13 protein-coding genes and 2 pseudogenes are annotated in these 14,686 nt (G+C 71.1%); 5 read left to right on the top strand and 10 right to left on the bottom strand.

Annotated elements, in window-relative coordinates; all coding sequences use genetic code 11:
• Positions 1 to 109: 109 nt before the first annotated feature.
• Positions 110 to 2,350 (top strand): alpha-N-acetylglucosaminidase, encoded by a 2,241-nt coding sequence (locus IE260_RS29895; protein ID WP_189877482.1) that lies wholly within the window; start codon positions 110 to 112, stop codon positions 2,348 to 2,350.
• 160 nt (positions 2,351 to 2,510) lie between these two features.
• Complete coding sequence (locus IE260_RS29890) at positions 2,511 to 3,767, top strand: amidohydrolase (protein ID WP_189877480.1); 1,257 nt, start codon at positions 2,511 to 2,513, stop codon at positions 3,765 to 3,767.
• On the opposite strand, the gene IE260_RS42680 is transcribed toward IE260_RS29890, so the two are convergent.
• Positions 3,757 to 3,891, bottom strand: a complete 135-nt coding sequence (locus tag IE260_RS42680) for a hypothetical protein (protein ID WP_268254949.1) — start codon at positions 3,889 to 3,891, stop codon at positions 3,757 to 3,759. The genes IE260_RS29890 and IE260_RS42680 overlap by 11 nt on opposite strands.
• Before the next feature lie 1,150 nt (positions 3,892 to 5,041).
• Here IE260_RS42680 and IE260_RS29885 point away from each other — a divergent pair.
• Complete coding sequence (locus IE260_RS29885; RefSeq protein ID WP_189877478.1) at positions 5,042 to 5,857, top strand: SAM-dependent methyltransferase; 816 nt, start codon at positions 5,042 to 5,044, stop codon at positions 5,855 to 5,857.
• Between the two features lie 84 nt (positions 5,858 to 5,941).
• Here IE260_RS29885 and IE260_RS29880 read toward each other — a convergent pair whose 3' ends face one another.
• Positions 5,942 to 6,685: a class I SAM-dependent DNA methyltransferase gene (locus IE260_RS29880; protein WP_189877476.1), complete on the bottom strand. Its 744-nt coding sequence runs from the start codon at positions 6,683 to 6,685 to the stop codon at positions 5,942 to 5,944.
• A gap of 173 nt (positions 6,686 to 6,858) precedes the next feature.
• Between IE260_RS29880 and IE260_RS29875 the strand changes: the two genes are divergently transcribed.
• Positions 6,859 to 7,419 carry a DinB family protein gene (locus IE260_RS29875; RefSeq protein ID WP_189877474.1) on the top strand — a complete coding sequence of 187 codons (561 nt, stop codon included), beginning with the start codon at positions 6,859 to 6,861 and terminating at the stop codon, positions 7,417 to 7,419.
• A gap of 132 nt (positions 7,420 to 7,551) precedes the next feature.
• Here the strand turns inward: IE260_RS29875 and IE260_RS29870 are convergent.
• Positions 7,552 to 7,905 (bottom strand): annotated as a pseudogene (locus IE260_RS29870) (STAS domain-containing protein); the annotation flags it as partial.
• On the opposite strand from IE260_RS29870, the pseudogene IE260_RS29865 reads away from it, so the two are divergent.
• Positions 7,900 to 8,166, top strand: a pseudogene (locus tag IE260_RS29865) (MerR family transcriptional regulator); the annotation flags it as partial. The pseudogenes IE260_RS29870 and IE260_RS29865 sit on opposite strands and share 6 nt — an antisense overlap.
• A 38-nt stretch (positions 8,167 to 8,204) precedes the next feature.
• On the opposite strand, the gene IE260_RS29860 reads toward IE260_RS29865, so the two are convergent.
• The 7 genes from IE260_RS29860 to IE260_RS29830 form a co-directional block, all read right to left on the bottom strand.
• On the bottom strand, positions 8,205 to 9,440 hold the full coding sequence (locus IE260_RS29860) for a sensor histidine kinase (RefSeq protein WP_189877473.1): 1,236 nt from the start codon (positions 9,438 to 9,440) through the stop codon (positions 8,205 to 8,207).
• On the bottom strand, positions 9,437 to 10,192 hold the full coding sequence (locus IE260_RS29855) for a response regulator transcription factor (protein ID WP_189877471.1): 756 nt from the start codon (positions 10,190 to 10,192) through the stop codon (positions 9,437 to 9,439). Before IE260_RS29855 ends, IE260_RS29860 begins: the two co-directional genes overlap by 4 nt.
• A 3-nt stretch (positions 10,193 to 10,195) precedes the next feature.
• Complete coding sequence (locus IE260_RS29850) at positions 10,196 to 10,762, bottom strand: DM13 domain-containing protein (protein WP_229881414.1); 567 nt, start codon at positions 10,760 to 10,762, stop codon at positions 10,196 to 10,198.
• A gap of 120 nt (positions 10,763 to 10,882) precedes the next feature.
• Complete coding sequence (locus IE260_RS29845; RefSeq protein ID WP_189877469.1) at positions 10,883 to 11,998, bottom strand: class I mannose-6-phosphate isomerase; 1,116 nt, start codon at positions 11,996 to 11,998, stop codon at positions 10,883 to 10,885.
• Positions 11,999 to 12,322: 324 nt separating this feature from the next.
• A complete protein-coding gene (locus IE260_RS29840; RefSeq protein ID WP_189877467.1) occupies positions 12,323 to 13,414 on the bottom strand; it encodes an amidinotransferase in 1,092 nt (363 codons plus the stop codon).
• A 185-nt stretch (positions 13,415 to 13,599) separates the two neighbouring features.
• Positions 13,600 to 14,184 carry a nucleotide exchange factor GrpE gene (grpE, locus tag IE260_RS29835; protein ID WP_189877465.1) on the bottom strand — a complete coding sequence of 195 codons (585 nt, stop codon included), beginning with the start codon at positions 14,182 to 14,184 and terminating at the stop codon, positions 13,600 to 13,602.
• On the bottom strand, positions 14,181 to 14,686 hold a 506-nt coding region (locus tag IE260_RS29830), incomplete at its 5' end, for an Hsp70 family protein (protein ID WP_189877463.1). The genes grpE and IE260_RS29830, both read right to left, overlap by 4 nt.

The following is a 14,686-nucleotide window of genomic DNA, read 5'->3' as shown; positions in this document are numbered from 1 at the left end:
CCGGTCACCGCACGCAACCACAACCGGCGCGTCGCACCGCTTGACTGAGCGGACGTCACTCCCGCCCAATTGACGGACGCGTCGTCAACGACTCCCCTTGAGGTGACCAGTGAGAAGCCTCAGAACCTGGGCTGCCCTCTGCGCAGCCACCGTCCTCGCTCTTCTCGCCACGGGCCTGGGTCGCGTCCCCGCCACCGCGACGACCGCTCCACCGGGCAAGCCGCCCTTCACCGCCCGACCAGCCGAGGCAGCGCTCGCCCGGCTGCTGCCGCGCCACGTCTCGCAGTTCACCCTCGTCCCGGTGAGCCGTCCCGAGACCGGTGACTACTTCACCGTCTCCGGCGGCGCCGGCGACGTACGCGTCCAGGGCACCAGCCCCGCGGTGATCCTCAGCGGCGTCAACTGGTACCTGAAGTACACCGCCAAGGTGGACATCGGGTGGCCCGGCGCGAGCACGGCCAGGCTGCCCCGCACCCTGCCCGCTCCCGCCGGCACCGTCCGCAAGGACGCATCGGTGCCGCACCGCTTCGCGCTGAACGACACCGACGACGGCTATTCCGGCGCATATCGCGACTGGGCCTCCTACGAGAGGCAGATCGATCTCCTCGCCCTGCACGGAGTGAACGAGGTCTTCGTCCAGATGGGCGCCGACGCCGTCTACTACGAGACCCTCCAGGAGTTCGGCTACTCCAAGGACGAGCTCAGGTCCTGGATTCCGGGGCCCGCGCACCAGCCGTGGTGGCTGATGCAGAACATGTCCGGCTTCGGCGGCCCGGTCTCCGAGCGGCTCCTGAAGGAGCGGGCGGAACTCGGCCGCAGGATCGCGGACCGCCTGCGCCGGCTGGGCATGACCCCGGTGCTGCCCGGCTACTACGGCACGGTGCCCCCGAAGTTCACGGAGAAGAACCCGACCGGTCCGGTCGTCCCGCAGGGCGACTGGGTCGGCTTCGAGCGGCCCGACTGGCTCGACCCGCGCAGCGAGATGTTCCCCAAGGTCGCCGCCTCGTTCTACCGGCACCAGCGTGAACTGTTCGGCGACTCCACGATGTACAAGATGGACCTGCTGCACGAGGGCGGACGACCGGGGGACGTGCCCGTCCCGGACGCCGCCGAGGCCGTGATGAACGCGCTCCAGACCGCGCACCCCGGTGCCGTCTGGACGCTGATCGGCTGGCAGAACAACCCCTCGACGCAGCTGATCGACGCCGTCGACAAGAGCAAGCTGCTCATCGTCGACGGCCTCTCCGACCGCTACGACGGCCTCGACCGAGAAGCCGCCTGGCACGGCGCGCCCTACGCGTTCGGCACGATCCCCAACTTCGGTGGCCACACCACGATCGGCGCCAACACCGCCGTCTGGGCCGAACGCTTTGATCAATGGCGCACCAAGCCCGGCAGCTCCCTGTCGGGCATCGCCTATCTGCCGGAAGGCACCGGCGGCAATCCCGTCGCCTACGAGCTGTTCACCGAACTGGCCTGGCGCACGGGGCCGGTGGACCACGAGGCATGGTTCGCCCAGTACGCGGAACGCCGCTACGGCGGTGCCGACCCACATGCCGCCAAGGCGTGGGAGCTGCTGCGCAGCGGCCCGTACAGCACCCCGTCCGGCAGCTGGAGCGAGGCGCAGGACAGTCTCTTCACCGCCCGTCCCCGGCTGACCGCCACCAACGCGGCCAGCTGGAGTCCCGGCGCGATGCGCTACGACCCGAGTACGGTGCACCAGGCGCTGATCGAGCTGCTGAAGGTCGCACCGGCACTGCGCACCACCGACGCCTACCGCTTCGACCTGGTCGACGTCGCCCGTCAGGCGCTGGCCAACCGGAGCCGGACCCTGCTCCCACAGATCAAGGCCGCCTACGACGCCAAGGACCTGCCCCGCTTCCGGGAGCGGGCCTTGGAGTGGAAGAGCGACCTCGCCCTGCTGGACGAACTGCTCGCCACCGACGCCCGGTTCCTCCTCGGCCCGTGGCTGGAGGACGCCAAGTCCTGGGGCACCACCAAGGCGGAGAGGGCCACCGCCGAGTTCGACGCCCGCTCGATCCTCACCACCTGGGGCCACCGCTCCGGCAGCGACTCGGGCGGTCTGCGGGACTACGCCAACCGGGAGTGGTCCGGGCTGGTCTCCGACTTCTACGCGATGCGCTGGACGAAGTACCTCGACTCCCTCGAGACCGCTCTGGTCACCGGCCGGGCGCCGGTCGCGATCGACTGGTTCACGGTCGAGAACGCCTGGAACCGGCAGCACGACGGCTACCCCGTCAAGGCCTCGGGCGACCCCGTGGAGCTGGCCACCGCTGTGCGCGACGCCCTGCCCGGCCCCTCCCGGACGGCAGCGGAGGGTGCCGGCTGAGCACCGGCCTGCGGGGCGCCGGGCGTGCGGTCGCAGGCCGTGCGCCCGGCGCTTCGTGATGGTATGAGGTGAAACCTGCGAACAGTACCGGCAATGCGTCAGGGCAGACGTCCACCTGCCCCCGGACCACTGAGACCACCTCGAGCCTGGGGAGACACGAATGCCGGCAGCAACCACGGCGACGGATCTCGCGTCCGTCTACCGCGACCTCCATGCGCACCCCGAACTCGCCTTCCAGGAGACACGCACCGCAGCGATCGTCGCCGACCGGCTGCGCGCCCTGGGGTACGACACCGCGACCGGGGTCGGCGGCACGGGAGTCGTGGGCCTGCTGCGCAACGGCGACGGGCCCACGGTCCTCCTACGAGCCGACATGGACGCCCTTCCGGTGCGGGAACGGACCGGCCTGCCCTACGCCAGCATCGCCCACGGCACCGACAGCGACGGCACGACCGTGCCCCTCATGCACGCCTGCGGCCACGACATGCACGTCACCTGCCTCCTCGGAGCAGCGGCCGAACTGGCCGGAGAGCGGTTTGCCTGGAGCGGCACCGCCATGCTCGTCTTCCAGCCCGCGGAGGAGACCGGCCGCGGTGCGCAGGCGATGGTCGACGACGGCCTGTACGACCGCTTCGGCAAGCCGGACGTCGTCCTGGGCCAGCACGTGGCACCGCTGCCGGCCGGATTCCTCGGGCTGTGCCCCGGTCCCGCGTTCGCCGCCTCGGACTCCCTGTCCGTCGTGCTCCACGGCCTGGGCGGACACGGATCACGTCCGGAAGTCACCGTCGACCCCGTCCTCATGGCATCGGCGACCGTGATGCGCCTCCAGGGCATCGTCTCGCGCGAAGTGGCCGGCTCCTCCACAGCCGTCGTGACGGTCGGGGCCCTGCACGCCGGCACCCGCGGGAACATCATCGCGGACCGGGCCGAGATGCACCTCAGCGTCCGCACCTTCGACGCGGCCGTACGGGACGCCGTCCTGTCCGCCGTCGAACGCATCGTCCGGGCCGAGTCCGCAGCCTCCGGCGCTCCCCGCGAGCCGGAGATCACCGTGGCGGAATCGTTTCCCGCCGTCCACAACGACCCGGAAGCCTGCACCTTCACCCAGCAGGCCTTCGCCACCGTCCTCGGCCCCGGTCTGGTCGTGGATCCCGGCCCGGTCACCGGCAGCGAAGACGTCGGCATCCTGGCGGACGCGGCGGACGCCCCGTGCGTCTACTGGCTGCTCGGCGGAGCGGATCCGGCGGCCTTCGCGCACGCCCGGGACTTCGAAGGCATCGAACGCATCGCGCGCAGCCTTCCGTCCAACCATTCCCCCCACTACGCCCCCGTGATCGAACCCACCCTGACCACCGGCATCAAGGCCCTCGTCTCCGCGGCCCGCGCCTGGATGCCGACGGCTGACCTCAGACGATGAGGCAGGTGTAGCGGCCGCTCTGCCCGACGCCGATGCGGGCGGCCTGCGGCAGCAGGTTCGGATCCAGCTGCCCGACGGCGGCCACGGAGCAGGCGGGATCGCCCACCACCTCCGCGGCGGCCATCCGCCGGGCGGCGGCCAGCGCGGTCGAGGAGGTGTACCACGTCGTGGGAGCCGCTTTGCTGCCGCTCGGTGTCGGTGCAGGGGACGCGGACTTCCGTGTGGGGGGCCGTGGGGCCGACGCACTGGGCGGTTTCGGTACGGGGTCGGGTGTCGCTCCGGTGGCATGGGGTGTCGTCATCGGCGGTTGTGCGGTCGGTGGTGTGATGGTGGTGCGGGCGCGGGAGGACGGGGCGACGGGCCGGGGTATTGCTTCGGTGGGGTGGGGTGTCGGTCCCGGCGGTTGTGTCGTCGGTGGGCTGGTTGTGGTGCGGGGGCGGGAGGGCGGGGGGAGCGGCTCGGGTGTCGCTCTGGTGGCGTGGGGCGCCGTCAGTGGTGGTTCCGTGGACCGTGGGGTCACCACGGTGCGGGTGCGCGACGGTACGGGTACCGGTCTGCCGGTTGCCTCGCTGGGGCGGGGCGGTGTGGACGGGCGGGGCGACCCTGTGGGCGTCCGTGCGGTCCGCGGGGCAGCCGTGGTGCCGGGGCGCGACGCCCGAGCGCTGGGCGGAGCCGGTTGCCGTGGGCCGGCCGTCTCGGTCGACGCGGACTCCCGGGTCCCGCTCGGCCTCGGCCGTGCGGTGCTCGATGCCGTCGGCGTAAGGGTGGGCGTCGAGGACGGCAGCGGGGCCGGAGTCGGCAGGGACAGGTCGGCGGAGGCCGACGGCACGGGTTCGGGTTCTCCGCCGTCCGGGGCGACCAACACCCACACGCCGATGCCGCCGAGGACGAGCACGGCGGCGCCGCCCGCGATCCATGGGGCCCGGCGGGGTGGGCGTCGGTGACGGTTCATGGTCACCACTTTCGCCCGTAGGCTGACCGGCCGCTCGTCGTCAGACGCAGGTCGCCGCCAGGCTGCGGCTTCGTCACCTCGACCCACGTCGGGCCGGCCACCACGTCGGACGCGTCCGTCGGTGTGAACGCACCACCCGTCGAGTGGGGCGACGCCGAAGTCCCAGGTGCGCGGGGAGCCGTCCACCCCGCGGAGGGGCGCGAGCGCACGGTGCGGAGACCGGCCGTGCGCGGAAACGCGAACTGATGGGCGCGCGAAGGTCGTTCGGACGTAGGTTGTGCCTTGAATGATCCACGCCTCGGCTGAAAGACGGACACGACTCATGACCGACCCCACGACGGCGCCCGAACCGGTGGCGCACCAGAAGATCGACACCTCGGTGCCGCACTCCGCCCGTATCTGGAACTACTGGCTCGGCGGCAAGGACAACTACCCCGTCGACGAGGAGGCCGGCGACGAGTACACCGCCGTCTTCCCGGGGATCGTCACCATCGCCCGCAGCAGCCGTGCCTTCCTGCGCCGCAACATCGCCTATCTGGTCTCCGAGGCGGGCATCCGGCAGTTCCTGGACGTCGGCACCGGCCTGCCGACCGCCGAGAACACCCATGAGGTCGCCCAGCGACTCGCTCCCGATGCACGGATCGTCTACGTCGACAACGACCCGATGGTCCTCGCGCACGCCCGCGCGCTGCTCTACTCCTCCCGCGAGGGCGCGACCGCCTACATCGATGCCGACGTGACGGATCCGGACCGCATCCTCGCGGCCGCCGCCGAGACGCTCGACCTCAGCCGGCCCACAGCACTGATCCTCAGCAACATCCTGGGCCACGTCGCCGACCACGATCAGGCCCGTTCCATCGTCACCAGGCTGATGGACGGCCTGCCGTCGGGCAGTTACCTTTCCGTCAACGACGGATCACGCGGTGTCGATCCGGTCTTCGAGCAGGCTCAGGACGCCTACAACAACAGCGGCGCCGTCCCGTACAACCTCCGCACCGTCGAGGAGATCGCCACGTTCTTCGACGGCTTGGAGCTCGTCGAACCCGGCGTCGTCCCGGTCACGCAGTGGCGTCCGGAGCCCGGTTCGCCCACTTCGGAGGTCATCGCCGAACACGGCGGACTCGCCCGGAAGCCCTGACCGGCGCACGGACCGACCAATGCCCTGCTCCGCCCCGCACGAGGGGGAGCAGGGCGATCCGTCGTCCCGACCCGCCGTGGGTGGCTATCGCGTCGGCGGGATGCGGTAGACGGACACGTGAGAACGTGATTCGGCGGTGAACGCGGCGCCGGCCCAGTCCGCGTGCCTGCTCTCCGGTTCGAACCCCGCCAGCTGGGCCATGAGGTCGAGTTCGGCCGGCCAGATGTAGCGGTGCGGGCTGCGGAACAGCTGCGCCTGCTCGGTCTCGTCGAACCTGAAGTGGTGCGACACGACGTGCTGACGCAAGACGTCGTAGGTGTCCAGACCGATGTACCCGGGGTCGGACTGCCAGACGGTGGCCTTCTGGCCCGGCGGAAGCTTGCGCAGCTCGGGTACCCAGAGCTCGACCACGAACCGGCCACCGGGCTCGAGGTGGCGGGCGGCGTTACGGAAGCACTCGACCTGCTCGGCCTGGGTGAGCAGGTTGGAGATCGTGTTGTAGACGAGGTAGACGAGGGTGTACGTCCCGGGGGCGACAGCGGTCGCCATGTCGCCGATGACCACGGGGATCGTCGCCGCGTCCACCTTGGTGCGCAGTTGCTCCACCATCGGCAAGGACAACTCGATGCCGGTGACGGGAACTCCTCGCCCGGCGAGTGGGACGGCTACCCGGCCGGTCCCGATCGCGAACTCCAGCGCTGCTCCCTGCCCTGCGAGCTCGGCGAGTCGGTCCACGGCCGGACCCAGGACCTCGGGCGCGAACATGCCGGCTCCGGGCGTGTCATAGCGCTGGGCAGCGTGTGCGTCCCAGATCTCCTCTTGTCGCATTCCGTCAACGCTCGCTGCCTGCCGGTGCTTTGTCCAGCGGATAACCGCCCTGTTCCATGAAGAGATCGGGGACTCGTCACCGAGGCCGGAGCCCCGACCTGACGCCGGCTCCCTGCTGCGAGGAGAGAGAACTCGGTAGCGAACTCGAGCCGTCACCGGCGAACATGGAGCACATGAGTGATCAGCCCGCGCGATGGAGCCAGGCAACCGTCCACCCCGACATGTGGGTCGACCCGGACGACGACCCACGCCACAGCGAAGGAGCGAGTCCGGACGGCGAGCTCGCGACGCTCCAGGACTTCCTGTCGGGCTACCGCACGACCCTGCGGATGAAGTGCGAGGGCCTGGATGCGGAGCAACTGGCCCGTCGGTCGGTTCCGCCGTCGACGATGTCACTGCTCGGCCTCGTGCGGCACCTCGCCGAGGTGGAGCGGGACTGGCGCAACTGGATCAGCGACGGCGATCCGCTGCCGAAGCTGTACGGCGAGCGCGACGCGGACTTCGACGGAGCTGTCGCCAAGCCGGCGGTGGTCGACGCCGCGTACGTCGATCTGGAACGCGAGCAGGCCGCGACCGACGCCGCGCTGGCCGAGCACCCGGACCTGAGCGAGCGCGTGGGGAAGGACGGGATCGCGGTTCGGGAGCTGATGGTGCACAGGGTCGAGGAGTACGCCCGTCACTGCGGGCACGCCGACCTGTTGCGTGAGTGCATCGACGGAAGGGTCGGCCAGTGACAGGGCCCCACGGGGCATGGGGCGCATACACCCGCGCCCACCAGCACGCCACCTGAAGGGTGACGGTCAGCGGATCCGAGGCGCGGAGGACCCCGGCGGGCCGGGGTCCTCTCGGGGCGCGGAGACGGCCGGTCAGTGGCCGGGGGTCAGTTCGCCGCTGAGCTTGCCGTGCAGGTGGGCGTTGTGCTTGTTCAGGCCGGTGATCTCGACGGTCTTGCCTCGCTGGGCGTACTTCGTCTCGATGGCGTCCAGGGCTGCGACGGAGGAGGCGTCCCGGATGTGCGCCGCGCTCAGGTCGATCACGACCCTGTCCGGGTCGGCGGCGTAGTCGCACTGGCCGACGAGATCGTTGGACGAGGCGAAGAAGAGTTCACCCGTCACCCGGTAGACCACGCACGTGCCGTCGGGGTCGGTGACGGCCGTGACCTCGGCGAGGCGGGCGACCCGCCTGGCGAAGACGACCATGGCCGTGATCGTGCCGACGACGCCCGCCTGATGGTCGTCCGCCGCCTGAAACCGCTGGGCTTCACGCTGGAGCAGATGCGGGACCTGCTGCAAGCCACCGACCGCCTCGACGCCGGCACGGGCCTGGACGCCGACGAGCGCGAGGCTCTTCTGGAGCGTGTGCGCGGGTACGAACGGGCTGCCGCGGAGCAGGTCGACAAGTTGCGCGTCCAGCTGGCCCGCGCCGAGGACTTCGCCGCGACCCTGCGCGCCCGCCTGGAACAGAACGCGCCCGCCACCTGAGCCGAACGGCGACTCCCCGGCGGTCGAAGACGCCGGTCTCACCCGACCCCTTCAGGCCTTCGGGCCTCGACGGTCGGGAGGGTGATCTCGAAGCGGCATCCCGCCGTGGCGTTGTGGACCGAGGCACGCCCGCCGTGGGCCTCGACGATGCCACGGACGATCGCGAGCCCGAGTCCGGCGCCGGTGTCCCCGTGCCGCTGGTGCCCCCTGGCGGCACGGGCAGCGGTCCTCATCCCGTCCGGCGCGCCCGCATCGGTCACCGGGGCCGTCGTGGCGGTGCGGCCGTGCGGCGGGGTGCGCGCCCGGCTGCCCCGCCAGCCCGTGTCGAACACGTGCGGGAGGTCCTGCTGCGGGATGCCGCCGCAGCAGTCCTCCACCGCGAGAACGACCAGGTCGTCCTCGCGGCGCGCGCTCACCGCGACGGTTCCGTCGGCCGGTGTCGCCCGGATGGCGTTGACCAGGAGATTGCCGAGCACGCGCGTGATGCCCTGCGCGTCGACACGGACCGGGAGGGCATCGGTGCCACCGTCCACCAGCCGCACTCCCCGCTCGTCCGCGAGCGGCCGCGCTGTGGCCAGGGCGTCGTCCACGAGGTCGTAGACCGATACCCGGGCCAGGACGAGGTCCAGGGACCCCGCCTGGATACGGGACAGCTCGAAGAGGTCGTCGACCATGCCGGACAGCCGCTCGACCTCGGTGCGCATGCGGGAGTGGTAGCGCGCGGGGTCCGGGGCGACGCCGTCCTCGAGGGCCTCGGCCATCGCGCGCAGCCCAGCGAGCGGAGTACGGAGGTCGTGCGAGATCCAGGCGATCAGCTCACGCCGCGAGGTGTCCAGTGACCGCTCGCGCGCCTGTGCGGCCTTCAGCCGGACACCGGTCTCCTCCAAAGCGGCGGCGAGCGCGGCGAGTTCGGAGGTGGGCGGGTCCGCGGGGGCCACGAAGCCGGTCTCACTGCCGACACCCAGTGCCGCCACGGCCAGTTCCCGGCTGCCCGCGGCGATGCGGCGTCCGAACAACAGCGCAGCGCCGAGGGAGATCAGACCGGACACGACGACCACGATCAGCACCACGCGGAAGTCGTGCCCCGACAGGAACATCTCCAGCGCCACCGCGACCGTGCCCGCCGCCATCGCGACGACGGCGAGCGCGGCGACCGCGAACATCGACAGAACGACCGAACGACGGCGCAGCAGGGTGACGGCGGGAGCGGCGATCAGCCCGGCGAGCAGGGCACCGAGAGCCGCCAGGACGACGATGACCAGCATGTCGATCACGGCTGGAGGCCCCCGTTCCCTGTCGGAGCCGCGGGCGGGTCGAAGCGGTAACCGGCGCTCCACACCGTGCTGATCAACTTCGGCGCAGCAGGATCGTCCTCGACCTTCTCGCGCAGCCGCCGTACGTGCACGGTGACGGTCGACGTGTCGCCGAACTCCCAACCCCACACGTGCCGCAGCAGCTCCTCACGGGAGAACACCCGTCCCGCATGGCGCAGCAGGAAGACCAGAAGGTCGAACTCGCGCCCGGTCAGGGCCAGTTCCCGTCCGTCGCGTTCGACTCGCCGGGCGGCCGGGTCGACGACGAGGTCACCGGCCCGCAGGACCGCAGAGGACGCGGCAGGCGGCGGGGCCTCGGCGCGGCGCAGTACGGACGTCACGCGCAGCACCAGTTCCCGTGGGCTGAAGGGCTTGGTCATGTAGTCGTCCGCGCCGAACTCCAGGCCCAGGATGCGATCCGCCTCCTCGCCGCGCGCGGTGAGCATCACCACCGGTACCGGCGGCCCGTCGCCCGACCGCAGCCTGCGGCACACCTCCAGGCCGTCCAGCCCGGGCAGCATCAGGTCCAGGACGACCAGCCGCGGGCGCAGGGCCATGGCCGACTCCAGCGCGGCAAGGCCGTCGGCGGCATGCTCGACCTCGTAGCCGGCGCGGCTCAGATAGCCGGTGACGACCTCGGCGACGGTGGGATCGTCCTCGACGACGAGAACCCGGTGGGTGGTACTGGGACCGGGGGCGGATCGGGTGCTCAAGGGTCAGCTCCTCACCGGGGCGAGGTCGGCGGCGCCGAAGGAGACCGAGAACCGCTTGCACCAGATGACGGCGCTGCGGAACGTGGACAGATCCGTGGCGGCAGGGACGGTGTAGTTCTGGTTGCCCAGGTTGCCCTTGAGCTTCCCCAGCTCCACCGCCCCCTCCCCGAGTCCCGCCTTCACCGTGTCGGCGTCCCGTGTCGAAAGATAGACCCGCACATCCGGGCCTGCCGAGGTCATGAGGTCCTCCAGCCGCAGTACCTGCCCGCCGCCCGCGAGCCGCAGCGTACGGGCGGTGCCGCTGGTGTCGTGCTCGTGGCTGACGAAGCTGCCCTGCGTGAGATCCTCCGGTCCGGTGTCCTTCACCGGTGCCTCGTCGCCCTTGGCCCCGGCGTCGTCCTTCATCCGCGGCCCGTCCGCCACCGTGGGAGCTGAGGACGCCGGCAGGGCCTCGTTCACCGTCGTGTCGGTGAACGCCTTCCAGGGCTGGAAAAGGTAGAGCACGAAACCGGCGGCGACGGCCAGGACCAGCACGGCGGGCACGACGGTACGGCGGGACAGGCGGGACACCAGGACCTCCTGAAGGGGACGAGCGGACCGGCCGCGACCGGCCGACTCCATGATGCGTTCAGCGAACACGTCCCCGCCCGGCCGGGGTACGGGATCGGGCGCCCCGTAAGACACCGGTAATCAACCGAGGTTCGCGGATCGGATCGCCTCTGCCCGGGTGTCCGTGCTCCCGCCGAGCGTGCCGATGAGCTGGAGTGGGTGGCCGGCCTCGCGCAGCGGACCGCGGACGTCGCGGTCGAGGTCGGGCAGGTAGCCGAACAGGACGTCGGCCGGCCCGGCGATCTCCACCTCCCCGCAGGCCGCGGGCAGCAGCAGTGTTTCCGCGCGGCCGAGCTCTTCGCTCCAGGCGCCCGTGCGTACCCGCACCGGGGAGCCGACGTTGGACAGGATCTGCGCGGTGGCGAAGGAGTGCCGCAAGGGTTCCGCCGTGCCGGCACGCCAGCGTTCGAGAGCGAAGTACGGGCCCGCGCACAAGAAGACCCGCTCCACCCCGTCACCCACGGCGACGCTCAGGCCGGGTGTGAAGTCCGGTCTGGTCTCCAGGTCGACCTGCTGCATCAGCATGTCGAGGTTGGAGCCGAACTCCGCGTCGCCCACGGGAGAGCCGTCCTCCATGTTCCAGCGCATCGCGTGCTGCTGGATGTCGGACGTCTGCTCGATCTCGTACACCAGCGTGTCCGGGCCGAAACTGTGCAGGGTGCCGCCGGGCACGTACAGGGTCTCTCCCGCGCGCACGGGCAGACGGCGAAGGACGGCGTCGAAGTCCTGTGCCTCCAGGGCGGCGCGCAGCCGGTCGGTCGTCACACCGTCCTTGACACCGCACAGGGCGGTCGCGCCGGGTGCCGCGTCAAGGATGTGCCACGCCTCGGTCTTGCCGTTGCGTTGCCCTTCCAGACGCTGGGCGTTCGCGTCGTCGGCGTGCAGATGCACGGGCAGGGCGCCGGTGGCGTCGATGAACTTGGTCAGTACGGGGAAGTACCGGCCGGACCACCCGGTGCCCATCAGTGCTTCGGGGTGCTCGGTGACCACCTGGCGCAAGGACCGGCCGGCCAGGGGGCCGTCGGTCACCACGCCGCCGGCGCCCGTGACGTCGCTGCACTCCCAGGTCTCCGCGATGCTCCAGTCCGGGATGCCGGTCTTGCCGAGGCGGCGGGCGATCGCGTGACCACCGAAGACAAGCGGCTTCGCCGTGACGGTCAGCCTCAGCGGGTACAGGCGTGTTCCGCGGGTACTCACGGGACCGGCTGCCCGCCGATCCGGGCCCCGGAGACGTGGCGTACCTCGTCCGGGGCGGGCAGAGGTACCACCCGTGATCGCCGAACCGGGCCGAGTGGGATTTGATGCCGGCGAGGCTGGGACATGGTGGCCCCCGGAGGACGAGTCGGACGGGGCGACGGCGCCTGACCCGCCCGTTCACGCCAGGCGCCCTGTGGCACCCGCTGCCCACCCGGGCCGGAACCCTGCGCATCACCCATGCTCACCCGCCGGCCGATGACCCGCCATGCGAGAGACGGTGCGGAGCGGACCGCACCCCGACCAGGTGACCGGGCGCAGCCGGGATCAGTCGAAATACGACTCGAGCGTGCCGCGCCGCCGGACATCGAGCGTCGCGCAGTGGAAGGAGCCGCCGAACGGCGCGTAGTGCAGCAGGTCGCACGGGACCGGCTCGAACCCCCAGCCTTCCAGGGCCCGCAGCATGCCGGTGTGGTGCCGTTCCGCGATCACGTGCTTCTCGTCGATCATGAGAACGTTCATGTTGAGCCACTTGCCGCACATCGAGGTGATCTTGAGCAGGCGGTCGTCGATCGGGTCGGGCTCGGGGGCGACCAGGATGTCCCACGAGTCCAGGCGGTCGGGGAGGCGGTCGATGTCGACGTACTCGGGATTGACCAGGACCTTGCCCGGCGCGAGCAGGAGGAAGGTCGTGTCGATGTGCATGGGTGTACGGCAGCGGCTCTCGATCTCGTGGACGCGGTAGCCGGGTCCGAGGTGGCGGCGCAGCCAGTCGATGCCCATGCGGTTGGTGACGTTGCTCCTCGTCACGAACAGGTCGCGTCCCGCGCGGACGAAGTCCGCCGCGTCGAACACCGGCTCGAACTCGGTGAGGATGTGACGCATCGGTTCGCCGGCTTTCGGGACACGGAAGTCGGGGTCGAACAGTTCGTCGGTGAGCTGCGGCCTGGGTGCCGCCGTCCAGCGTGCGCCGCGCCGGAAGTAGTCCTTGAGGATCGCGCGATAGGAGTGGGTCTCGAAATACCGGCACGGCCATGCCATCGGGGTCTCGATGATCTCGTCGCCGATCACCAGCATGCTGTCCCGCGGGCACGTGTTGCAGAAACCGCGTGACGACCAGTCGGGCGTGCCGAAGCGCCTGCGGTGGTCCACCGGTTCCGGCCGCCTGACCGTGACGCCAAGGGACCGCAGGAGGGCGATGAACTGATCGAGCTCATGCTGCGCGCGTTCGATCAGTGCGCGCGGATACCTGAAGCCGGCGGCAAGCCCTTGCAGCCGTGCGGCCCACGGTGGGACGTTGCAGGTCACGACCGGATGACCGGAGGGAATCGTCGCGCCCTCCAGACGCCCGACGATGATCTCCTCCAGCGGGTCCCACTCGTTGTGCGAATTGACCGGCGAACGTGTCGGGGTGCTCATGGAACCGCCTCCGTCACCTGACCGGGACGTTGGCTGCGGGGGTCGTCCAGACCCTGGCGGGGCGCCGGCACCGTGCGGTCCCACCGTCCCGGTACGGAACCGCTTTTCATTCCATCGGTGGGGAGACGCGTGCCATCGGCGGCCTCGGTGCTTGCGGACGACGGCCGGGGCGCGGCGGGGGCGCGTCACCGTCCGGCCGGTGGTTCGGTGACCTGGGCCTGAGCGGGCCGCAGGAGTTGGCCGCCGACGCGGTACCCGGGACGCAGGATCGCGGTGCAGGTGGGCTGTTCGACCTGGTCGGAGTGGGTGCAGGAGACAGCCTCGTGCCATGCGGGGTCGAAGGGATCGCCGACAGTGCCGAAGGGCTGCAGTCCCAGGGCCGCCAGTTCGCCTTCCAGCACCTCGGCGACGCGCTGGAATCCGCCGGTGACGTCTCCATGCCTACGCGCCTGGTCGATGGCGTCGAGGACGGGGAGCAGACCGGTGAGCACGTTGGCCACGGCCACCTCGCCGACCGCGCGGCGGTCCCGGACGACCCGCCTGCGGTAGTTGTCGAACTCGGACGTCACGCGCCGCAGGTCCGCTGTCAGCTCGCGCAGCTGCGCCCGCAGGGCATCGGCCTCGCCGACGGCCGGGTGCGTCTGCCGGGCCGGTTCCACGTCGCCGCGGCGGCGGGGCTCCAGGCTGGCTCCCGGCTCCCGCCGCCGGTCGTCGTGGATGAGCGTCAGCGGGTTCTTGCCTGTGCGGTGCATGTCGCTCGGGCGGGTCATCCTCGACCCTCCTGCCGCTTGTCGTCGTCGACGATCTCCGCGTCGACGACCTCCTCGTCCTGTCCTGCGGCGCCTGCCTCGCCCCCGCCCGCGCCGCCGGCGGCCGTCTGCCGGCCCTGGGCCTGCGCGTACATGGCCGTGCCCACCTTCTGGGCCGCCGCCATCACCTTCTCGGTGGCCTGCCGCAGAGCCGCCGGGTCCTCGCCGCCGGCCGGCTGGGCCTTGAGGGTCTCCTTGAGCTCCGCCAGAGCGGCCTCGACCTCGCTCCTGACGTCCGGGGGGATCTTGTCGGCGTTGTCGGTGAGCAGCCGTTCGGTCTGGTACGTGACCTGCTCCGCCTGGTTGCGGGTCTCGGCGGCCTCCCGCCTGCGCCGGTCCTCCTCCGCGTGCTGCTCGGCCTCGCGCATCATGCGGTCGATGTCCTGCTTCGGCAGCGAGGAGCCGCCGGTGACGGTCATCTTCTGCTCCTTGCCCGTGCCCAGGTCCTTCGCGGTCACGTGCA

The organism is Streptomyces viridiviolaceus, from assembly GCF_014650995.1.
GTDB classification, from domain to species: Bacteria; Actinomycetota; Actinomycetes; order Streptomycetales; family Streptomycetaceae; genus Streptomyces; species Streptomyces viridiviolaceus.
The sequence above is the reverse complement of the archived record's forward strand: the minus strand, read 5'-3'. Positions and strand labels throughout refer to the sequence as shown.

Excerpts from the sequence above, each read along its gene's own strand:
- IE260_RS29885 (WP_189877478.1), top strand. The coding sequence starts at position 5,042 with ATGACCGACCCCACGACGGCGCCCGAACCGGTGGCGCACCAGAAGATC.
- IE260_RS29875 (WP_189877474.1), top strand. The coding sequence starts at position 6,859 with ATGAGTGATCAGCCCGCGCGATGGAGCCAGGCAACCGTCCACCCCGAC.
- grpE (WP_189877465.1), bottom strand. The coding sequence starts at position 14,184 with ATGACCCGCCCGAGCGACATGCACCGCACAGGCAAGAACCCGCTGACG.
- IE260_RS42680 (WP_268254949.1), bottom strand. The coding sequence starts at position 3,891 with ATGGCCGCCGCGGAGGTGGTGGGCGATCCCGCCTGCTCCGTGGCCGCC.
- IE260_RS29840 (WP_189877467.1), bottom strand. The coding sequence starts at position 13,414 with ATGAGCACCCCGACACGTTCGCCGGTCAATTCGCACAACGAGTGGGAC.
- IE260_RS29880 (WP_189877476.1), bottom strand. The coding sequence starts at position 6,685 with ATGCGACAAGAGGAGATCTGGGACGCACACGCTGCCCAGCGCTATGAC.
- IE260_RS29890 (WP_189877480.1), top strand. The coding sequence starts at position 2,511 with ATGCCGGCAGCAACCACGGCGACGGATCTCGCGTCCGTCTACCGCGAC.